The organism is Ruegeria sp. BI7 (genome assembly GCF_056537925.1).
In genome coordinates this window covers 544,764-564,918 of the sequence record NZ_JBQFSK010000001.1, presented here as the reverse complement: position 1 = coordinate 564,918, position 20,155 = coordinate 544,764, and the positions used below count along the sequence as shown (strand labels likewise).

Sequence of the window (20,155 nt, the reverse complement as noted above, 5' to 3'; positions counted from 1 at the left end):
GCGTGGAAAATACGCGTTTCCGAAGGGAAACGTCGCAATCGAGGCTTTCAGCATTCGCCCCGCAAGTTACATAGGGGCCATGACCGCGCCCTATCGCCTTCATTATGCCCCCGACAACGCCTCGCTGGTGATCAGACTGGTGTTGGAAGAGATGGGCCTTCCTTTTGAGACCGTACTGGTAGACCGCCGCCGAAACGAACAGGACAGCGCGACCTATCGGGCCTTGAACCCGAATGGATTGATCCCGGTGCTGGACACCCCGCGAGGACCGATCTTTGAAACGGCAGCCATTTTGTTGTGGCTGGCGGATACGCACAAGCAACTGGCCCCTGCCCCCAACAGCCCGGATCGGGCGGCGTTTCTGAAATGGCTGTTTTTTGCGTCCAACACACTGCACGCCGATCTGCGCATTCTTTTCTATGCTGAAAAGTACATCGACCCCGCGCAGGCCGAGACCCTGCGTGAAGGCATCCGCCCGCGCCTGCGCCAACATTTGCGGGTACTGGATGCCGAAGCCCAGAAAGCGCCGGATTGGCTGCAGGCCGACACCCCATCGGTTTTAAGCTTTTATCTGGCGTGCCAAATGCGTTGGATGGCGCTGTACCCCGCCAGCGCGGATCGCAGCTGGTTTCAGCTCGGGGACACGCCCCATCTGCAGGACATCCTGACGCGGCTTGATTCCCGACCCGCAACCCAAGCCGCCATCGCGGCCGAGGGGTTGGGGGTTACGCCGTTCACCTCACCACGTTACGCTACACCTGAAGAAGGCTCAGCTACCTGATATGTTTCTATCTGTCTTCGATATGTTCAAAGTGGGCATCGGCCCGTCATCGTCTCATACCATGGGGCCGATGGTGGCCGCCGCGCGTTTTCTGGACATGATGCGCGCGTCCCCGTTCGAATTTGCGGGGCTGCGCGGATCGCTGCACGGCTCGCTGGCTTTTACTGGGGTCGGACACGCCACCGACCGTGCCACCATTCTGGGGCTGGCCGGGTTTGTGCCCGACACCTACGACAACGATAAGGCCGAGGCCGCGCTGGCCGAAATTTCCAAGACGCACTCGGTGACGCCCGAAGGGTTGCCGACGCTTCAGTTCAACCCAAAGACCGACCTGACCTTTGACTATGACAACAACCTGCCCGGCCATGCCAATGGCATGATCCTGATGGCCACCGACGCACAAGGCGATGTGATCCTGCGGCAGGTTTACTACTCGGTCGGCGGTGGCTTTGTCCTGACTGAAGAGGAACTGGCCGAAGGCAAGGCAACCGACGAGGGCGACCCGGTCCCCTTCCCGTTCAAATCCGCCGCCGAAATGCTTGAGATGGCAAAGACCAGCGGCAAAAGCATCGCTCAGATGAAGCGCGATAATGAAATCGCGCGCGGCTGTGCCGACAGCTTTGCCAAGGGCACTGCGCGTCTGTGGGAAGTTATGAACAATTGCATCGAGCGCGGCCTGAATACTGACGGCATTTTGCCCGGTGGCCTGAACGTACGACGCCGCGCCAAAGGCATTCACGATGCTCTGCTGGCCGAGCGGGGCATGAACCTGAACGCGCCGCACACCATCAATGACTGGATGAGTGTCTATGCGATGGCGGTGAACGAGGAAAACGCCGCTGGTGGGCAAGTCGTGACCGCCCCGACCAATGGCGCGGCAGGCACGATGCCTTCGGTGCTGCGCTATTACCTTGATCACGTGCCGGGCGCTTCGGAAAGCCATATCGAGGATTTCCTTCTGACCGCTGCCGCCATTGGCGGGCTGGTGAAATATAACGCCTCGATCTCTGGCGCCGAAGCGGGCTGTCAGGCCGAAGTCGGAAGCGCATCAGCCATGGCTGCGGCAGGTCTGTGTGCCGTCATGGGTGGAACACCGGAACAGGTTGAAAACGCAGCTGAAATCGCGCTGGAACATCATCTGGGCATGACCTGTGACCCGGTTGCCGGGTTGGTGCAGGTTCCGTGTATCGAACGCAACGGACTGGCGGCGATCAAAGCCGTTTCCGCAGCATCGCTGGCGTTGCGTGGCGATGGGAAACACTTCGTACCGCTGGATTCCGTGATCGAGACCATGCGCCAGACCGGCCATGATATGCACGAGAAATACAAGGAAACGTCACTGGGCGGCCTGGCTGTGAACGTACCCAACTGCTGATGCCGCAATAAGGGGGATATCATGCGGGGACATTGTCTGTGCGGCACAATCCGGTACGAAGTTACGCCTCCGGTCCTGTCCTGCGTTACCTGCCATTGCGACAGTTGCAGACGGCAATGCGCCGCGCCGATGACCACCTATTTCGGCGTGCGCGACGGCCAGTGGCGCTGGACCGGGGACGAGCCGAAAACCTTTGCCTCGTCGCCCGGTGTCACCCGCAGTTTCTGCCCCAATTGCGGCACTCCGATATCATTCCGATCACAAGCCATGTCGGACGTGCTGCATCTGTACGTGGCAACACTGGAAGACCCGAACCAGTTGGAGCCAACGTTGCACGTGGCGCATGAGGAAAAGCTGAACTGGCTGAAACTGGGTGACGGCCTGCCCACTTGCATCGGTCCAGACTATACCAAGGTTCAACCCCTGCCCTAGACGCTTCCCACCGGACCCCAAACCCCGTAGCGTCGCCCTTATGACACAGGATCGTCCGGTCTTTGGCATCATCCTGATGCTTGGCTTTTGCATCATCGCGCCGATGGGCGACGCGATGGCAAAGCTGTTGGCCGAAACCACACCTGTCGGCATGCTTGTCTTTGTCCGCTTCGCCGTTCAGGCGCTGGTGCTGGTCCCACTGGCCGTATTGACCGGGCGATCCCTGCGCATGCGTGGCCGTATCCTGTGGCTGACATTTATTCGCACGGTTCTGCATATCCTCGCCCTTTCAGCCATGTTCAGCTCATTGCTTTTCCTGCCGCTGGCCGACGCGATCGCCATCGTCTTTGTCATGCCGTTCATCATGTTGATCCTGGGCAAATACATACTGAAGGAAACCGTTGGCCCACGCCGCCTGATAGCCTGCGCCGTTGGCTTTGTTGGGACCTTGCTGGTCATTCAGCCCAGCTTTGTACAAGTGGGGGCCGCAGCCCTGCTACCGCTTGTGGTAGCTTTGCTCTTTTCCCTGTTCATGCTGGTGACGCGCCAGATCGCCAAAGATACAGACCCAATCACCCTACAAGCGGCATCGGGCATGATGGCTATAATCCTAATGCTGCCGGTTCTATTGGCCGGAACAATCGGTGGCAGTTGGGCCGTATCGCTGATCTTACCTCACCCGGACATTCACCTTTTGCTGATCGCAATCGGGCTGCTGGGAACCGTCGCGCATCTGTTGATGACATGGTCGCTGCGCTTTGCGCCGTCAGCTACGCTTGCCCCGATGCAATATCTGGAAATTCCAATGGCCACCCTATTCGGCTGGCTCGTCTTTCACGACCTGCCCAACGGGGTTGCGGCCATCGGCATAGCCATCACCATCGCCGCGGGCCTTTACGTTATTCTGCACGAGCGGGCCAACGCCCGGTCTGCTCCGACAGAAACGCCTGCATGATCTGATCCAAGGCGTTGCGCGGAACCATGACCAAAAGGCCGGGCCTGTCCACCTCCAGTTCTACATCAGCCAACGCGCGATTGGAGGTCCCGACGCGACCGCTCGGCTCTAACACCAGATCATCAATCGGCCATTCCAATCCACGGCTGCGCCCCGTTACCCTCTGAAACGGAAACAGCGAAACCACATCGCCGGGTGAAAGGTCAAAAGCGATCCGCGGTGGGGCGTGGAATACGACTTCATGCTCCCCTAGCAAAATGCACGGACGATCCTGAAGTCGGATCAACGCGCTCAGCACCGCCAATTGGTGATCCAGCCGCCCGCCCAGAAACCCAACCCCTAGCACTAGCGGCGCCTCGACACTGCGCAGGGTCTTGTCGAAATCCGTGCTGTCCTGCTCGCGGATCGGAAACAATCGCTCTGCCGGAATCCGGTCGCGATAGCCTCTGCTCAGCGAATCAAAGTCACCGATAACCGCATCCGGCATCCGCCCCGAATCCATCAGCGGGATCGCTCCGCCATCTGCGGCAACAACGGTATTGACGCGAATCAGCGCCAAATTTAGGTCATCTGGACCGATTTCTCCGCCTCCGACCACTGCGATTGGCTCCTCAGACCGTACAATCGACTGATTTTTTTTAAGATTGATCATTTTTCCCGGATTTGGACACATTGAGACCACAAAATGGTAGGTTCATGCAGAGAGTTTCGAGCCATAGGTGTGCCCTCTATTGGGTGGGTGGCTCTTGTAGTTTGTAGAGGACGTGCGTCTGATGGTACAGAATAACAAGGTTTTGACCGTTTCTTATGGAACCTTCTCGTGCACTTTGGAAGGCTTTGATGATTCCTTTGAAACGATGAAAGCGATTGCCGAATACTTCCGCGATCTCGCGGCTGATGATCGCTACTTTGGTTCTGAACCCCCACAGCCTGACACCGAAATGCTGACACGGATCGCGCAGCGTGACGCATCCCGCAGGGTCGAAGCCAGTCAGAACGACTCTGGCCTGCTGATCCGCGCAACCGAAGAAAACGCTCCATCCCCCCAACCGGTCGCCAGCGCTCAGGGTTTGAATGTTATCGACACGCCGCCCTCTTCTCAGCCCGTTTTTTCTGACGCGGAAACCGTAGAAGATGCCCCGGCGCCTGCCGCTGACAGTATTGCCGCCAAGTTGCAGCGCATCCGGGCCGTTGTCTCTCATTCCGAAGAAAACTCGGTCATCTACACGGAAGACGAAGACACGACCTTGATGAAAAGCGCCGCTCCGTCTGATGCAGTGGCCGCGGCCTTCGCAGCTGGTTCGCTTGACCCCGCTGATCTGGACGACACTGAAGAGGCCAGCGCGCACGTCGAAACGCAAGACGAAGCACCGGAAACAGAAGAAGCCGAGGCTGAGATGCCTCAGATCGAAGGACCCGAAGCCCCTGCACTGGAAGTCGAAGCCGAGGATCTGGATTCAGAGGTGTTGGACGCGACATCGGAAGACCAGACCGAAGCAGAAGAGGAAGACACATCCGACGTGCTGTTCTCGGACCTTGAAGACATTGCCAAAAGCGGTTCTGAAGAGGAAGCCAACATTCTCGACGACGCCGGTGCAGATGAATACGTCGTCGAAGCCACCGACGAAGGTGTGTTGACGGAAGAGGATGAAGTCGACCTGCTGGAAGAGATTTCAAGCGTGGAAGCTGTACTGGCAAAACGCTCGGCCAATACAGACGCTGGAACGTCAGATCTGGATCGGGACGTATCGCGCCTGATGGATAAGGCCGGCGAACAGTTGAACGACCCGGACACCAGCGATCAGCGCGAGGCCTACACGCATCTGCGGGCTGCCGTCGCCGCAACCGAAGCTGAACGTGGTGACGGTAAGGCCACAGCACAGGACAGTGAGGAGCAAGGCTATCGTGGAGATCTTTCCTCGGTCGTCAGCCCTCGCCGCCCGGAAATTCAGGTCACCAGCATGCGCCCCAGCAGTGACGATGCAGCCCCGCTTAAGCTGGTCGCTGAACAGCGCATCGATAATCAAACCGTGGACGCCGGACCAGTTACCCCTCGCCGCGTCAAATCCGAAACTGAAACCGAAGACGAAACACCCGAGGAAGGTGGCTTTGCTTTGTTCGCGCAGGAACAGGGCGCGCAGTCCCTCCCTGACTTGCTTGAGGCTGCCGCCGCGTACCTGTCGTTCATCGAAGGTCAGGAGCAGTTTTCGCGCCCGCAGTTGATGAACAAAATCCGTTCGCTCAAGCAAAATGACTTCAACCGCGAAGAAAGCCTGCGGTCCTTCGGTCAGTTGCTGCGCGATGGAAAGATTGAAAAAGCGGGCGGCGGGCGTTTCGCGGCCTCGACCCAGATCGGGTTCCGCCCGGATGACGAGCGCGCCGCGGGATAATTCCCCCAACCAGTACAATAAAAAAAGGGCCAGAGATTACTCTGGCCCTTTTCTCTTCATCACCTGAATTACCAGTGATCAATCCGAGTTTTGCTCTGGGTCTTCTTTGCCAACACCTTTGAAGACAAATTTGAACGGCAGCGCCCACACGATGCCCAAACCAACATAGACCAGCAGTTCCAACCAGATGGGCGGACGGTCGAGCCAGCTCACCACCGTCACAACCGCCACGATATAGATAGGAAGCCCAATCAACAGCAGCACCAGCGACCAACGCCGCCGGGCCTTGTAGCTTAGACCGGATTTACCATGATCGCTCATCAGTCGGCAAACGGGTCGGTCACCAGAATGGTGTCGTCCCGCTCCGGACTGGTAGACAGAAGGGCCACGGGACACTCGATCAGCTCTTCAACGCGACGTACGTATTTGATCGCGTTGGCAGGCAGATCGGCCCAGCTGCGTGCGCCTTCGGTGGATTCACTCCACCCCGGCATTTCTTCGTAGATGGGTTTGCAGCGCGCTTGTTGATCAGCTGCTGTGGGCAGATAGTCCAGACGCTCGCCATCCAGCTCGTATCCCACGCAGATTTTCAGCGTCTCAAACCCGTCCAGCACGTCCAGCTTGGTCAGCGAGATACCGTTTACACCACTTGTCGCACAGGTTTGGCGCACCAAGCAGGCATCGAACCAACCGCAACGGCGCTTGCGCCCGGTAACGGTGCCAAATTCACGCCCGCGAGTCCCCAGGCGCAGGCCGTCGTCATCATCCAGTTCGGTTGGGAAAGGCCCCTCACCCACGCGGGTTGTGTATGCCTTGACGATCCCCAGAACAAAATCGACCGATCCCGGCCCAATACCCACGCCGGTCGCCGCCTGCCCCGCGATCACGTTGGACGAGGTCACAAAAGGATAGGTGCCGAAATCAATATCCAGCAGCGCGCCTTGCGCCCCTTCGAACAGGATACGCTTACCCGCCTTGCGCTTTTCGTTCAGCACCTTCCAGACCGGAGCGGCAAACGGAAGGATTTGCGGAGCAATTTCTTTCAGCTGTTCAACCAGCTTGTCCCGATCGACGGCTTCGATTCCCAGACCTTTGCGCAGCGGGTCATGATGTTGCAGCGCGCGGTCTACACGCGCCTCAAGTGTTGCCTCATCCGCCAGATCAGCAACACGCACCGAGCGGCGGCCAACTTTGTCTTCGTAAGCCGGACCAATACCGCGTCCGGTTGTGCCGATCTTGGTACCTTTGCTGGCGGCCTCTTCGCGCGCCCTGTCCAACTCACCATGGATCGGCAGAATCAAAGGGGTGTTTTCGGCAATCATCAGCGTTTCAGGTGTGATCTCGACACCTTGCTCGCGGATTGACGCGATCTCCTTGACCAGATGCCACGGGTCCAGAACCACACCATTGCCAATGACGCTCAGCTTACCGCCGCGCACAACGCCCGAGGGAAGCGCGTTCAACTTATAAACTTCACCATCAATGACCAGCGTATGACCGGCATTATGCCCGCCTTGAAAACGCGCGATCACGTCTGCCCGTTCGCTGAGCCAGTCGACGATCTTGCCTTTTCCTTCGTCGCCCCACTGGGCGCCGACAACAACCACATTGGCCATATCCGGTCCTTTTGCGCTGAATTATCAAACTCGGCTCATATAGCGGGGTCAAAGCGGCAGGGAAACCGGTAATTCGCCGCAGTTCAGAACCGCGCAATGTGCGGTGCCTCCGGCGGGGATAGTTTCGGCCAGATGAAGTATGGCTCCCCTGTTCATCCGGCCTCAAATATCTTGGAGGAGTCGCCCAGAACAGGCGGCGGGGGCAGCGCCCCTCCTATTCGCCTGCCGCCAAATGCACCGGTTGACCGTGTGGCGTCGTCAAATAAGCCTCTTCCCAAGCATTTCTCATGCGTTGAATGTCACCTGGTAACGTCGAACCTTGTTCGACCAACAATTGCTCCAAGTTCTCCAGCCACGCGTGAAAATAATCATTCCCGCCATCCAGTTCCTTGTCCAACCCGTGCAATTTCAAAGTATGCGAAAATTGATCGGCCCAATCTGACCACTCGAATTGTCCAGCTTCGTTCAATGCAACTGTCAGGGCGAAGACCTGCGCATGCCAGGGTTCGGCAAAAACCGGCTCTGGTGCGGAATGGGTGGTACAGGTGCTCATACGGGCTCCAGATAGCTTTGCCACAAGTCCAGAACGACCTCGTCCTTGGGATGCTCCGGGTCAGCCCACAACTCGGACGCGGCAAATGCCACCGCATAAAGGGGTTCTGGCGCCTCGCCCAGACCATGTGCATTTGAATCTGGCAAAACATGCGTACCGTGCAGCCGCAAAATTCGGCCATTTGCACCCGATGCATAGATTGGCAGTCGCGTATGGCCGCCACTCACCAGACGATTGGCTGCCGGATCCACAGTTCGGACATTCTGCCCGACTTCAAACTGTATCGGCACGTCCGAAGCCCGATCTGCTGGCCCGCCTTTGGCCAAGGCTCCCGAGACGGTCCCGGCTTTCAGAACACGGGCTGCCAACGGGTGTGGGTCGTCGGTGCCTGCGCCCGACAAATCATCCAAGGTCAGCACCCCCTTTTCGACCAGCAGGTCGGCCAGACCGGATATCCACTTTTCATAGTAAGAGAACCGTGCGTAGTCCTTGGGCGACAGCCTTTCGCGCGCGTGGCGCGAGACATCAATATTCCATTGCCCCAGAAACCCGGCCGCCAGCGTCACGGCCAAGGCACGACCATGCCAGTCCTCGGCAAAGACCGGGGCGCTTTCGGCCTCGGGCGTAACCGGACCGTCCCCAAACCGACCACCCATATCGTGAACACGGGTCATGACGGCACCTGAGGCAGGCCCGTGCCAATCATGCTGTCACGGGTAACAAGCGCAGCAAGGTCCTCTTCACCTAGCCCTTCTGAGCCTTCCGGACGCATGGGAAGCACGAGGTAGCGAATCTCTGCGGTCGAATCCCATACCCGCACGGATGATTCTGGCGTCAATTCGACACCGAATTCGGCCAAGACTTTGCGCGGCTCACGTACCGCTCGAGCGCGGTAGGCGTCGGACTTGTACCAACCCGGTGGAATACCCAGCAAAGGCCACGGGTAGCAGCTGCATAGGGTACAAACGACCATGTTGTGCTGTTCCGGCGTATTCTCGACCACTACGATATGTTCGCCCTGCCGCCCGTAAAACCCAAGATCAGCGACAACAGACGTCGCGTCTGCAAGCAGGGCTTGCTTGAACGCAGAATCACCCCACGCCTTGGCGACAACGCGCGCGCCGTTCTGTGGACCGATCTTGTTTTGATACGTGTCGATAATCTCATCCAGCGCCGCCGGGTCGATCAGACCCTTACGGGTCAGAATCGTCTCAAGCGCTTTAACTCGAAGCGCGGGATCGGGCGGCAACAGGGCGTGCGGGTGGTCGTGATCGTCATGAGGCATGGCCGCAGCCTGCGTTACGTATCATCCGCCTGTCCAGTCCCTTTGCTGTGATCTGGAATATCACCGTTCGTGATGCCAACTCATCCCTTGCCCCCGAAGGCAAACTTGCATAAGTACCACGCGATACACGCCACGCTGTACAGGAACACCATGGAAAACGTCGTTCTCATCATCCACCTCCTCTTGGCCCTGGGCCTGATTGCCGTTGTTCTGATGCAGCGGTCCGAAGGCGGTGGCCTTGGTATGGGCGGTGGTGGCGGCGGCGCCATGACAGGTCGCGCGGCAGCGACCGCTTTGGGCAAGGTGACCTGGATTCTGGCAGCCTGCTTTATCGTGACCTCGATCACGCTGACCATTCTGGCGGCTCAGAAGTCTTCGGGCAGCTCGGTTATCGACCGTTTGGGCGTTCCGGCACCTGCGGCAACCGAAGAAAGCACCCCGGCGGTTCCGTCGGCGGATGATCTGCTGCCCCCGGCGCAGGGCGACAACGCGCCTCTGATTCCTCAGGCCAACTGATCCACAAAACCTAGAAATCTGAAAGAGAGCTGCAACAGCATCTTGCGGTTCTCTTGCGCTATTGGCGCGAATCCTTTATACGTGAAGTCCCGTGATGCAGCGGTTTTTCGGAACCGTCGGGCAGCTGATTTTGACGTCTCACGGGAGCAGCCGAAAAACATGGCGCGTTTTATTTTCATCACTGGTGGTGTGGTTTCGTCCTTGGGCAAAGGGCTGGCTTCGGCGGCTCTGGGTGCCCTGTTGCAGGCCCGGGGATACTCGGTGCGTTTACGCAAGTTAGACCCCTATCTGAACGTTGACCCTGGCACGATGTCGCCTTTCGAACATGGCGAAGTATTCGTCACTGATGACGGGGCTGAGACTGATCTGGACTTGGGCCATTATGAGCGTTTCACCGGCGTGGCGGCCCGCAAAACCGACTCGGTCAGCTCGGGCCGGATTTATTCCAACGTGCTGGAAAAAGAACGTCGCGGCGACTACCTTGGCAAGACCATTCAGGTGATCCCGCACGTCACCAACGAGATCAAGGATTTCATCGCCATTGGCGAGGATGAGGTCGATTTCATGCTCTGTGAAATCGGCGGTACGGTGGGCGATATCGAGGGCTTGCCCTTTTTTGAAGCCATCCGTCAGTTCAGCCAAGACAAACCCCGTGGTCAGTGCCTGTTCATGCACCTGACCTTGCTGCCTTACATCAAGGCGTCTGGCGAGTTGAAAACCAAACCGACGCAACACTCGGTCAAAGAGCTGCGCTCGATCGGTTTGGCACCTGATATTCTGGTCTGCCGGTCCGAGGGTCCGATCCCGACCAAGGAACGCGAAAAGCTGGCACTGTTCTGCAACGTGCGCCCCGACAGCGTAATTGCGGCGCAGGACCTTTCCACCATTTACGACGCCCCGCTGGCTTATCACCGCGAAGGTTTGGATCAGGCCGTACTGGACGCGTTCCAGATCAGCCCGGCCCCTAAACCCGATCTGACCAAGTGGGAAGACGTCAGCGACCGCATCCACAACGCCGAGGGCGAAGTTAAGGTTGCCATCGTGGGCAAATACACTCAGCTGGAAGACGCCTATAAGTCGATTGCCGAGGCGCTGACCCACGGCGGCATGGCCAACCGGGTCAAGGTCAAGGTCGAATGGGTGGATGCCGAAGTTTTCGATACAGAAGACGCCGCCCCCCATCTGGAAGGCTTCCACGCGATCCTCGTGCCGGGTGGGTTTGGTGAACGCGGCACCGAAGGCAAAATCAAAGCGGCGCAATATGCGCGCGAACACAAAGTGCCGTATCTGGGCATCTGTCTGGGCATGCAGATGGCCGTGATCGAGGCTGCGCGAAATGCGGCGGGGATCACCGAAGCCGGGTCCGAGGAATTCGACCACGAGGCCGGGAAAAAGCGTTTCGAGCCGGTAGTTTATCACCTGAAAGAATGGGTGCAGGGCAATCACAAAGTCGAACGTAAAGTCGGCGACGATAAAGGCGGCACCATGCGTTTGGGCGCCTATGACGCGGTACTGGCCGAGGGCTCGAAAGTGGCCGAGGTGTACGGTGGCACCAATATCGAAGAACGCCACCGCCACCGTTACGAAGTGGACATCAAGTACCGCGAAAAGCTGGAAAAGGCGGGCCTGAACTTTTCGGGCATGTCACCGGACGGACGTTTGCCCGAGATCGTTGAATGGTCAGATCACCCTTGGTTCATCGGCGTTCAATATCACCCCGAACTGAAATCCAAACCGTTTGACCCGCACCCCTTGTTCCGCGACTTTGTGCGCGCAGCCAAGGACAGCTCGCGTCTGGTCTGACCTCGGACGGATCACTGTATTGTGTTGGTCGGCGCGAAACATCTTTACGCGCCGACTGTTTGCACGGTTAACTGCCGCCATAGCAGCGACAGGAGACCGGCATGACCAACCAGATTACCCAAGCAGAAGAATTCGCCGCCCTACACAAAAAGGGCGAGCCGGTCATCCTGTACAATATCTGGGATCCGGGCAGCGCCGGGGCTGTCCGCGATGCGGGCGCCAAGGCAATTGCGACCGGCAGTGCGCCGGTTGCGATGGCGCAGGGGTTCGGGGACGGACAGAAGATCTCACTGGATGCTGCCCTGGACAATGCACGCCGGATCGTTGCCGCGGTGGATCTTCCCGTGACGCTGGATTTCGAAGGCGCCTATGCTGAGGATGTGCTAAGCGTCGCCGCCAATGCTCAACTTGCGCTGCAGACCGGTGTCATCGGCTTTAACTTTGAAGACCAAATCGTTGGCACCAACGACCTCTACGACATCGAAACGCAGGAAGCACGCGTCCAAGCAATGCGCGAAGGCTGCGATGCTGCCGGCATCCCGGCCTTCATCAATGCCCGCACGGATATCTTCCTGAAAGCCAAGCCCGACACTCATGATAATTCTATGCTGGACAATGCAATCGCACGGGCCAAGGCCTATGCCGATGCCGGGGCCAGCGGGTTCTTTGCGCCGGGTCTCAAAGACGAAGGGCTGATCGCTCGGCTCTGCGAATCGACCGAGTTGCCCGTCAACATTATTGCCCTTCCCGGCACCCCCGATACGACCATTCTGGCGTCGCTGGGCGTGGCGCGGGTCAGCTATGGCCCTGTCCCCTATCGGCAGATGCTGGGTTGGCTGCAAGAGCAGGCAAAACAGGCGCTTCAGGCGGGTTGATCCATCCGCAGGTGGATCGCGCTCAGCGTGTTTCTGCCAAATCCGACAGTCTTGCGACCATTCTGCCTATGACGGGTGGTCTGTGCTTGGCGGCCCACAAAATATGGAATAACCTGAGCGCATGTTGAAGAAGTTCTTTCAGGCTTTTCGCCCACCGCAGCACGATAAACTGCCCGACCCGGATGCCGAGCTGGCTCTGGGTGCGCTTATGGTGCGTGTGGCGCAGGCGGATCGTGACTATAAGCTTGAGGAAATCAGCCTGATCGACCGCATCCTTGCGCGGCTCTATCAACACAATGCGATCGAAGCTGCCAAGGTTCGCGCGACCTGCGAAAAGCTGCACGCCGCCGCACCTGAGACGGACACATTCGGCAAGCTGATCCGCGAAACCACCGACCTTCACGAACGCCTTGCCGCGTTGGACGCCCTGTGGGAGGTCGTTCTGGCCGATGGCGATACAGACGAAGGTGAGATTAAGATCGTGGAAGAGGCACGCATCGCCATGGGCCTTAGCTTCAATGACAGCCAGACCGCCCGCGAGCGTGTTCAAAGAAGCTTGGAAGAGCATTAAGCCCCATCTATATCTAACCCATGTTTAGTGATTTCCTGTCCCGGCTGACACAGCCCGCCCCCGACCCGCTTGCCGATGATGATGCCCGTCTCGCCTTGACGGCCCTGCTGGTGCGCATCGCCAGGTCCGACAACGACTATGCCGATACCGAGATGGCCCGAATCGACAAGATTTCAGCCGAACGTTATGGCCTGTCCCCGTTCGAAGCCGCCGCCCTGCGCGCCCGGGCCGAAGACCTAGAGTCTGAGGCCCCCGACACGGTCCGTTTTACCCGGGCGATCAAAGAGGCCGTAGCCTATGACGACCGTCTGGCCGTGGTGCAGGCGATGTGGTCCGTCGCTTTGGCCGACGGACAGCGCTCGGGCGAAGAGGATTCGCTGTTGCGGCTGGTGGTCAGCCTGCTGGGCGTCAGTGACGTAGATTCCGCCCTGGCACGTCAAAAGGCCGCCAAGTCGTGATCGCGATGCTGGGCATGTATGACATGCCCGCATTACAGCCTGCGAATGATCGGTTATGGGCGTTGATTCGCGATCACCTTGGCTTTGGCCCGGATCAGCTAACGCGAGACACCGATTTCTGGGATGTCTGGCAACACCCCGACCTGACCTTTGCGCAGACCTGCGGCATGCCTTACCGCACCCGCCTACATGGCAACGTACAGCTGGTCGGCACCCCGGACAATGGGCTTGAGGGGTGCCCGCCCGGTTTTTATCACTCCGTTTTTGTGGCCCGAAAAAATGACCCGCGCGATCTGCACGGACTTTCGAACGGCACGTTTGCCTATAACGAGGGCCTGTCACAATCGGGGTGGGCTGCGCCAATGGTTCATCTAGAGGCGCTCAACCTGTGCCCCAAAACCATACTTGAAACTGGTGGGCATGCGCTTTCTGCCGACGCTGTGGCCAATGGGCAGGCTGATTACGCGGCGTTGGATGCATTGACCTGGGAATTGCTCAAGACGCATTCCGACCTTGACGCGTCCCTACGCGAGGTTGGAACGACGCCGCCGACGCCCGCCCTACCCTATATCACGGCCATCGGGCAGGATGCACCAGGTATCGCCCGCGCTGTTCGCGCAGCAATTGACGACCTGAACCCACAAGATCGCGACCTGCTGCATCTTCGCGGCCTGATAACCATCCCTGCCGAGAACTATTTGTCAGTCCCCAATCCGGTCCGGGATTATGCCATCTGACCCAATCGGTGATCATTTTGGTCAGTACGTTTGGTCAATTTGACGGTTTCAGCACCCGATGATGTCAATTGCGCATTGCATTGCCCCGATTTTTGCGCCCTATTACCGCACCAACACCGACAACACATGGGCCACCCGTGACAGATTCCACTCCCGTTATCGAAATCAAAAACCTCCACAAAAGTTTCGGCCATCTCGAGGTGCTGAAAGGGGTCGATATTACGGCAAGACGCGGGGATGTGGTTTCGCTTATCGGATCGTCCGGGTCAGGCAAATCCACACTGTTACGCTGCTGTAACCTTTTGGAAGACAGCCAGCAGGGCGAGATTCTGTTCAAGGGTGAACCCGTACGCTGGGCCGGTGACCTTCACCATCGCCGCCCCGCCGACCCAAAACAGGTGATGCGCATCCGCACCAACCTGTCGATGGTGTTTCAACAGTTTAACCTGTGGGCCCATATGACCATCCTGCAAAACGTGATGGAGGCCCCAGTAACCGTTCTTGGCCGCGACCCGAAAGAGGTCGAGGATAGCGCCCGCAAATATTTGGCGAAGGTCGGCATTGGCGATAAGTGCGACGTCTACCCGGCGCAGCTTTCGGGGGGTCAGCAACAGCGCGCGGCCATCGCCCGCGGCCTTTGCATGGAGCCCGAGGCGCTGTTGTTCGACGAACCCACTTCGGCACTGGACCCGGAACTGGAACAGGAAGTGATCAAGGTGATCAAGGATTTGGCAGCCGAAGGGCGCACCATGATCATCGTGACCCACGACATGAAAATGGCGGCCGACATCTCAAGCCACGTCGTGTTCCTGCATCAGGGCCTGATCGAAGAAGAGGGCCTGCCAGAAGATATCTTTACGTCCCCCGAATCCGAACGGCTTCGGGGCTTTCTATCCGCCACTCAGGCGGCTTAACTTCAGGACAGAAAACAAAACTGGGGAGTATCCAATGAAAAAACTGATTCTGACTACTGCAGCACTGGCGCTTGGCGCTGGTATGGCCATGGCAGACACCATCCGCCTGGGCACCGAGGGTGCCTATGCACCGTGGAATTTCGTCAATGACGCGGGCGAGATCGACGGGTTCGAGCGTGAGCTGGGCGATGAGCTGTGCAAGCGTGCCGACCTGGAATGCGAATGGGTCAAGAACGATTGGGATTCGATCATTCCGAACCTGGTGTCGGGCAACTACGATGCGATCATCGCGGGTATGTCGATCACTGATGAGCGTGACGAAGTCATCGACTTCACCCACAACTACACGCCGCCGGATCCGTCGGCCTATATCGCCATGTCCGATGGCGTTGATCTGGCAGGCGGCGTGATCGCGGCGCAGACCGGTACCATTCAGGCCGGTTACGTTGCTGATTCCGGCGCAACTCTGGTTGAGTTCGCAAGCCCGGAAGAAACCATTGCCGCCGTACGCGGTGGTGAAGCGGATGCAGTTCTGGCAGACAAATCCTTCCTGGTGCCTTTCACCGAAGATGGCTCGGGTCTAGTCTTTGTTGGCGACGAAGTTCCGCTGGGCGGTGGCGTCGGCATGGGTATCCGTGAATCCGACGGTGAGTTGAAAGAAAAGTTCAACACAGCCATCCAGTCCATGAAGGACGACGGCAGCTTGAACGAGCTGATCACCAAGTGGGAAGTGTCCTCGACCTTCTGATCTTACATTCAGCGGCGCGCCTGATCTTTGGGCGCGCCGCCCATGCGCCCTTGCCAGTCAAAGAGGCCCGCCATTTTCTCGTTCTGCACTGATCCCGAAACACTCGGCACGTTCCGCTGGTTCTCGTGTTATCTGACCAACGGTGTGCATTGGGTGTTCTACCTGTCCTTCTTCAAGGTCTTGCTGTTGCTGGCCATTACGGCGCCGGTCGCGCTGGGTTTTGGGTTTTTGGGCGCTATGGCGGCTCGGTCGCATTTCTTGCCGCTCAGCCTGCTGGGCAAAGGTTATATCGCCGTCGTGCGCGGTGTGCCGGATATTGCCTTCTTCATGTTCTTCGTGATCGCACTGGATCAGGCGTTCGAATGGACTCGTCATCAAATATTGTGCCCGGAATGGACTGATCCGATCCGACAAGGCAATGACTTTATCGTCTGTCAGGCCGCCAAGCTGCCGCTTGGCACTGCCCCCGAATGGGTACACGAAACTTACGGCTTCTTTCTGGCCGTCATCACATTCTCAATCGTTTTCGGCGCCTTTGCCGCCAACGTACTATTTGGCGGTATGCGCGCTGTCCCACGTGCTCAGCTGGAAACGGCCGAGGCCTATGGCATGACCCGCCGCCAGACTTTCTGGCGCATTCTGGTGCCACAAATGTGGGTGTACGCTCTGCCCGGTCTGTCAAACCTATGGATGGTACTGATCAAGGCTACACCGCTGCTGTTCCTTCTGGGCATCGAAGATATCGTCTATTGGGCGCGCGAGCTGGGTGGGTACAAGAACCCGAAATTCACCCAATACCCGCATGGCGACTGGCGCATGTGGTACTTCCTAGCCCTTCTGGTGTTCTACCTAGGCATGACCCGAGTCTCGGAAATCGGTCTTGAACGGCTGATGCGCCGCCTGTCCCACGGTCAGGCGACCTCGGGCGGAGAGCTGCTGCGCAAGGAGACCACCGCATGAGCTGCTTGCAAACGATCCAGGATTACGGCCTGCGCTCGATCGGGATTGGCGAACGTCTGTTGCCACGAAACGATTTTACCCTGTGCGAACAGTTTACCCTGATCGGCTCGGGCATGATCTGGAACATCTATTTCGGGATCATGGCGCTGGTGACCGGGTTCTTTCTGGCCACCGCGCTTGCCATGGGCAAGGCTTCCACGAATAAGTGGCTGCGCAAGCCGGCAGAGTGGTTCATCTTCTTGTTCCGAGGCTCACCGCTGTTTATCCAGTTCTTCTTCGCCTATTTCTTCTTCCTGTCGCTGAAGCAGAGCTATCCATTCCTCGACGCGCTCACCTCGGCCTGGCTTGGCGCACTGATCGTGCTGTTCTTCAACACCGCCGCTTATTCCGGCGAGATCTTCTATGGCGCGCTGCGGTCGATCCCCAAGGGTGATATCGAGGCTGCTGATGCCTATGGCATGACGGGCTGGGTGCGGTTCCGCCGCATCGTGTGGCCAACCATGCTGCGGCTGGCCTGGCCTGCCTATACGAACGAGGCGATCTTCCTGTTCCATGCCACTACGCTGGTGTTCTTCTCGGCCTTCCCGGTCTGGCAGCAACGTGGCGATGCGCTGTACTACGCGGGCTATTTTGCCGACAAAACATTCAACCCGTTCATCCCCTACCCGATTCTGGCCTTCTACTTTATCCTGCTGACCCTCGTGGTCATCTGGAGCTTTGGTCGCGTGAATAAGCACTTGAACCGACATTTGCCCGCAGAAAAGCGGAGCAAAATGAAGCTGAAACTGAACCTGGCGCGCTAATCACAGGCGCGCCAGCCGTCAAATCTGCCACCAAATACAGCAAAATCAGTCACTGCTCCAAGCAGCACATTTTTGCACGTTTTTTCAGACTATATTGAGGGAGATGGTACCGCCTCCCTGGCTTGAACAGGGGACCTCTGGATCCACAATCCAGCGCTCTAACCAACTGAGCTAAGGCGGCACTCGTGAGGGGCGATGTACCGAACGCGTCCAAGGAATGCAAGGGTATTAAAGCCGAATTTTCCAGCTTTGTTCGACAAGATCGACACCAAAGGAATGCACTGGCTTACTGTCCAGCAACTGCCATCCATTCGCACGATACAACGTACAGGCCGCCCTGTGGCTTTCGTGGGTCCAAAGCCGCATTTCCGCGTACCCTGCATTACGCGCATAGCCCATGCATGTGTCCAGCATGCGCTTTCCCAACCCCCTCCCCCGTGCTTCGGGCAGCAACAGAAAGAGCCGTAGTTTTGCAGTTTGTTTGTCCAATGCGACGCAGAATATGCTGCCAAGTCTTTGGCCGTCGCTTTCCGCTATCCAGCCGCGTTCACACGTCGGATCATGGCTGGCCACAAAATCCTCCAGAATGCTCTGCACCAAAGCGCCGAACGAGGAATCAAACCCCTCGTCGCGCGCATAATACCGGCCATGCTGCTCTACTAGCCAGGCTGCATCAGTGGCGCGAAAGGGTCTGATCTGAATATTCTCCATACTTCATCAGACCGCAAAGGCAGCTTGATTCTCAACCCTTTGCGCGTTAGCACGAACGCCTAGTCCCGGAGGCGAACATGGGCATCAATACCGAACGCGACATTCAGGCAAACCTGCAGATCGGGCCCACTGATCACGGCATGGTGCGGCTATTCATCGAGGCAGACAACATCGAAATCCCAATGGATTTCGACCCCGAAGAGGCCGAGGAAATCGCGGATGAAATTCGCGCTGCTGCTCAGGCCGCCCGCGCTGTCCAAAGCTAATCGCTTAAATCCTGGGATCACGTAGCGCTTGCAACCTGCGCGCCGCGTCGGTTGCGAATTTCTGGATCATCTTCTTGCGCCGCGCCGGTGCAACCTTGTCTTCCGGCGCCATGCGCACAATCTCGGCGTCATAAGCGTCGGCGATGATCAGACCGGTTTCCGCAGGAAGCAGATCGGTTGGAAAGTCGATATCGACGGCCCAGAAGAATCGATCACACCACTCCAGATAGCCCTGCCATTTGGAATCGGACTGATAATCCGCCCGACTGGATTTACATTCGATCACCCAAAGCTCGCCCTTAGGGCCCAGCCCCATAACATCGACGCGCAGCCCACGCATCGGTACGAATTCTTCAACTGAAACAAAACCATGCGCCGACAAATGGCGGGCCACGCCGCGGGCCAGCTTTTGTCCGGGTTGCAGATCGAGTGTCATTTTAGAAATGTGAACAATTCGTGAACAAAAATCAAGAACCACTTCAGGCTTGACACAATACCATTTGGTACTGCATTAAATGTGATACCAAAAGGTATTACGAATGGTGAAGCACATGCAGCCTCAAACCCAAAACGCATTTCGTGCGCTGGCCGACCCTACCCGCAGGGACATCGTTCAGATGCTCGCCGCGCAGGACATGACAATCGCTCAATTGACCGAACGGTTCGACATGACCCGCGCCGCCGTCAAAAAGCATCTGACTGTCTTGTCGGATGGCGGTCTGATCTCGGTCGAGACACGCGGGCGGGAACGTATCAACCGACTGGAACCAATGGGGATGGCCCCTGTTCTCGACTGGTTCAGCTATTTCGACCAGTTCTGGGACGACCGCCTGAACAAACTGAAAGAAGCCATTGAAAGGAAAGACACATGACACATACCGTTCTGCAAAAAACGATCTTTCTACGGGCCGAGCCCACAACCGTCTGGGCCTATTTGACGGACCCCGACCGTCTGGCCGAATGGTTTCACAAACCCGAACGCCCGCTGGCCGCCGGACAAAAGCTTGAGATGTTCGGAACAACCAGTGGTGATCTGTTGATCTGGGGAGAAGTGCGCGTTGCACGCCCACCGGAATACCTGGAATACACATTCACCGTCAAACCCATGGGGGACGCCGTCAGCGTGGTGAAATGGACGCTCGAACCCGTTTCGGGCGGCACACGGCTTGCGTTGCAACACGAAGGGCTGCCTCAGAGTGCCGAAGCCTTTGGTCTGATCCTGTCGCTCGATAGCGGCTGGGATGAGCATTTCGTCAAAATGCGCACCGCCCTGCACGAAACAGTCGATGCCTGACCCCTTGTGCAAACCCGCCGCAACCCCTACTTAGGCGCGTGGCGGGTTCTGCCCTTCTTGTGATAGGTAGCATTCTGGTGGCCTTAAGCAATTCCGAGGGGGCTGGCTCTGT

The 20,155-nt window shown here is 57.9% G+C and carries 26 protein-coding genes and 1 tRNA gene; 18 read left to right on the top strand and 9 right to left on the bottom strand.

Annotation, left to right across the window (positions count from 1 at the left end; all coding sequences use genetic code 11):
* Positions 1 to 79: 79 nt before the first annotated feature.
* The 4 genes from ACR0JB_RS02885 to ACR0JB_RS02870 are packed head-to-tail and all read left to right on the top strand — an operon-like array spanning position 80 to position 3,543.
* Positions 80 to 781: a glutathione S-transferase family protein gene (locus tag ACR0JB_RS02885; protein WP_170393537.1), complete on the top strand. Its 702-nt coding sequence runs from the start codon at positions 80 to 82 to the stop codon at positions 779 to 781.
* Position 782: 1 nt separating this feature from the next.
* Positions 783 to 2,156 carry an L-serine ammonia-lyase gene (locus ACR0JB_RS02880; protein ID WP_480789664.1) on the top strand — a complete coding sequence of 458 codons (1,374 nt, stop codon included), beginning with the start codon at positions 783 to 785 and terminating at the stop codon, positions 2,154 to 2,156.
* A 21-nt stretch (positions 2,157 to 2,177) separates the two neighbouring features.
* On the top strand, positions 2,178 to 2,588 hold the full coding sequence (locus ACR0JB_RS02875; RefSeq protein WP_170348289.1) for a GFA family protein: 411 nt from the start codon (positions 2,178 to 2,180) through the stop codon (positions 2,586 to 2,588).
* A 40-nt stretch (positions 2,589 to 2,628) separates the two neighbouring features.
* Positions 2,629 to 3,543 (top strand): DMT family transporter, encoded by a 915-nt coding sequence (locus tag ACR0JB_RS02870; protein ID WP_170393535.1) that lies wholly within the window; start codon positions 2,629 to 2,631, stop codon positions 3,541 to 3,543.
* Here ACR0JB_RS02870 and ACR0JB_RS02865 read toward each other — a convergent pair.
* On the bottom strand, positions 3,488 to 4,195 hold the full coding sequence (locus ACR0JB_RS02865) for a thiamine diphosphokinase (RefSeq protein ID WP_170393533.1): 708 nt from the start codon (positions 4,193 to 4,195) through the stop codon (positions 3,488 to 3,490). The genes ACR0JB_RS02870 and ACR0JB_RS02865 overlap by 56 nt on opposite strands.
* Before the next feature lie 121 nt (positions 4,196 to 4,316).
* On the opposite strand from ACR0JB_RS02865, the gene ACR0JB_RS02860 reads away from it, so the two are divergent.
* The gene (locus tag ACR0JB_RS02860) at positions 4,317 to 5,933 is read left to right on the top strand and encodes a hypothetical protein (protein WP_170504945.1); all 1,617 of its coding nucleotides are present in this window, start codon (positions 4,317 to 4,319) and stop codon (positions 5,931 to 5,933) included.
* Between the two features lie 78 nt (positions 5,934 to 6,011).
* Here the strand turns inward: ACR0JB_RS02860 and ACR0JB_RS02855 are convergent, their stop codons facing one another.
* The 5 genes from ACR0JB_RS02855 to nthA form a co-directional block, all read right to left on the bottom strand.
* Positions 6,012 to 6,254 (bottom strand): DUF2842 domain-containing protein, encoded by a 243-nt coding sequence (locus tag ACR0JB_RS02855; RefSeq protein ID WP_170357820.1) that lies wholly within the window; start codon positions 6,252 to 6,254, stop codon positions 6,012 to 6,014.
* Complete coding sequence (locus ACR0JB_RS02850; RefSeq protein ID WP_170393529.1) at positions 6,254 to 7,549, bottom strand: adenylosuccinate synthase; 1,296 nt, start codon at positions 7,547 to 7,549, stop codon at positions 6,254 to 6,256. The genes ACR0JB_RS02855 and ACR0JB_RS02850 overlap by 1 nt, the downstream gene beginning before the upstream one ends.
* A gap of 214 nt (positions 7,550 to 7,763) precedes the next feature.
* A complete protein-coding gene (locus tag ACR0JB_RS02845; RefSeq protein WP_170393527.1) occupies positions 7,764 to 8,102 on the bottom strand; it encodes a nitrile hydratase accessory protein in 339 nt (112 codons plus the stop codon).
* On the bottom strand, positions 8,099 to 8,776 hold the full coding sequence (gene nthB / locus ACR0JB_RS02840) for a nitrile hydratase subunit beta (RefSeq protein WP_170374745.1): 678 nt from the start codon (positions 8,774 to 8,776) through the stop codon (positions 8,099 to 8,101). The genes ACR0JB_RS02845 and nthB overlap by 4 nt, the downstream gene beginning before the upstream one ends.
* Positions 8,773 to 9,387 (bottom strand): nitrile hydratase subunit alpha, encoded by a 615-nt coding sequence (gene nthA / locus ACR0JB_RS02835; protein WP_480789663.1) that lies wholly within the window; start codon positions 9,385 to 9,387, stop codon positions 8,773 to 8,775. Before nthA ends, nthB begins: the two co-directional genes overlap by 4 nt.
* 150 nt (positions 9,388 to 9,537) lie before the next feature.
* Here nthA and secG point away from each other — a divergent pair, with 150 nt between their 5' ends.
* From secG to ACR0JB_RS02785, 10 genes are all read left to right on the top strand, one after another.
* Positions 9,538 to 9,903, top strand: coding sequence for a preprotein translocase subunit SecG (secG, locus tag ACR0JB_RS02830; protein ID WP_058280875.1), 366 nt, complete (start codon positions 9,538 to 9,540; stop codon positions 9,901 to 9,903).
* 159 nt (positions 9,904 to 10,062) lie between these two features.
* On the top strand, positions 10,063 to 11,706 hold the full coding sequence (locus ACR0JB_RS02825) for a CTP synthase (RefSeq protein ID WP_170348279.1): 1,644 nt from the start codon (positions 10,063 to 10,065) through the stop codon (positions 11,704 to 11,706).
* 101 nt (positions 11,707 to 11,807) lie between these two features.
* Entirely contained in the window at positions 11,808 to 12,581 is a 774-nt protein-coding gene (locus tag ACR0JB_RS02820) for an isocitrate lyase/PEP mutase family protein (protein WP_170393520.1), read from the top strand.
* 121 nt (positions 12,582 to 12,702) lie between these two features.
* Complete coding sequence (locus tag ACR0JB_RS02815; protein ID WP_170348277.1) at positions 12,703 to 13,152, top strand: tellurite resistance TerB family protein; 450 nt, start codon at positions 12,703 to 12,705, stop codon at positions 13,150 to 13,152.
* A gap of 20 nt (positions 13,153 to 13,172) precedes the next feature.
* Positions 13,173 to 13,610 carry a tellurite resistance TerB family protein gene (locus tag ACR0JB_RS02810; RefSeq protein WP_170348276.1) on the top strand — a complete coding sequence of 146 codons (438 nt, stop codon included), beginning with the start codon at positions 13,173 to 13,175 and terminating at the stop codon, positions 13,608 to 13,610.
* Between the two features lie 5 nt (positions 13,611 to 13,615).
* Positions 13,616 to 14,347 carry a phosphate/phosphite/phosphonate ABC transporter substrate-binding protein gene (locus tag ACR0JB_RS02805; protein WP_174821530.1) on the top strand — a complete coding sequence of 244 codons (732 nt, stop codon included), beginning with the start codon at positions 13,616 to 13,618 and terminating at the stop codon, positions 14,345 to 14,347.
* A 137-nt stretch (positions 14,348 to 14,484) separates the two neighbouring features.
* Positions 14,485 to 15,261, top strand: coding sequence for an ABC transporter ATP-binding protein (locus tag ACR0JB_RS02800; protein WP_170357811.1), 777 nt, complete (start codon positions 14,485 to 14,487; stop codon positions 15,259 to 15,261).
* A gap of 34 nt (positions 15,262 to 15,295) precedes the next feature.
* Positions 15,296 to 16,009, top strand: coding sequence for a transporter substrate-binding domain-containing protein (locus ACR0JB_RS02795; RefSeq protein WP_170348273.1), 714 nt, complete (start codon positions 15,296 to 15,298; stop codon positions 16,007 to 16,009).
* Positions 16,010 to 16,081: 72 nt separating this feature from the next.
* Complete coding sequence (locus ACR0JB_RS02790) at positions 16,082 to 16,969, top strand: ABC transporter permease (RefSeq protein WP_170349373.1); 888 nt, start codon at positions 16,082 to 16,084, stop codon at positions 16,967 to 16,969.
* Entirely contained in the window at positions 16,966 to 17,772 is an 807-nt protein-coding gene (locus ACR0JB_RS02785) for an ABC transporter permease (RefSeq protein WP_170504934.1), read from the top strand. Before ACR0JB_RS02790 ends, ACR0JB_RS02785 begins: the two co-directional genes overlap by 4 nt.
* A 104-nt stretch (positions 17,773 to 17,876) precedes the next feature.
* Here ACR0JB_RS02785 and ACR0JB_RS02780 read toward each other — a convergent pair.
* Both ACR0JB_RS02780 and ACR0JB_RS02775 read right to left on the bottom strand, forming a co-directional pair.
* Positions 17,877 to 17,953: transfer RNA gene (locus ACR0JB_RS02780), tRNA-His, on the bottom strand.
* Between the two features lie 47 nt (positions 17,954 to 18,000).
* Positions 18,001 to 18,483, bottom strand: coding sequence for a GNAT family N-acetyltransferase (locus ACR0JB_RS02775; RefSeq protein ID WP_170504929.1), 483 nt, complete (start codon positions 18,481 to 18,483; stop codon positions 18,001 to 18,003).
* Positions 18,484 to 18,560: 77 nt separating this feature from the next.
* On the opposite strand from ACR0JB_RS02775, the gene ACR0JB_RS02770 reads away from it, so the two are divergent.
* Positions 18,561 to 18,749: a DUF6324 family protein gene (locus tag ACR0JB_RS02770; RefSeq protein WP_170348270.1), complete on the top strand. Its 189-nt coding sequence runs from the start codon at positions 18,561 to 18,563 to the stop codon at positions 18,747 to 18,749.
* Between the two features lie 4 nt (positions 18,750 to 18,753).
* On the opposite strand, the gene ACR0JB_RS02765 is transcribed toward ACR0JB_RS02770, so the two are convergent.
* On the bottom strand, positions 18,754 to 19,185 hold the full coding sequence (locus ACR0JB_RS02765; protein ID WP_170348269.1) for an MmcB family DNA repair protein: 432 nt from the start codon (positions 19,183 to 19,185) through the stop codon (positions 18,754 to 18,756).
* Positions 19,186 to 19,300: 115 nt separating this feature from the next.
* On the opposite strand from ACR0JB_RS02765, the gene ACR0JB_RS02760 reads away from it, so the two are divergent.
* Together ACR0JB_RS02760 and ACR0JB_RS02755 are read left to right on the top strand one after the other, a co-directional pair.
* Entirely contained in the window at positions 19,301 to 19,621 is a 321-nt protein-coding gene (locus ACR0JB_RS02760) for an ArsR/SmtB family transcription factor (protein WP_170348268.1), read from the top strand.
* The gene (locus tag ACR0JB_RS02755) at positions 19,618 to 20,043 is read left to right on the top strand and encodes an SRPBCC family protein (protein WP_170348267.1); all 426 of its coding nucleotides are present in this window, start codon (positions 19,618 to 19,620) and stop codon (positions 20,041 to 20,043) included. Before ACR0JB_RS02760 ends, ACR0JB_RS02755 begins: the two co-directional genes overlap by 4 nt.
* Positions 20,044 to 20,155 lie beyond the last annotated feature (112 nt).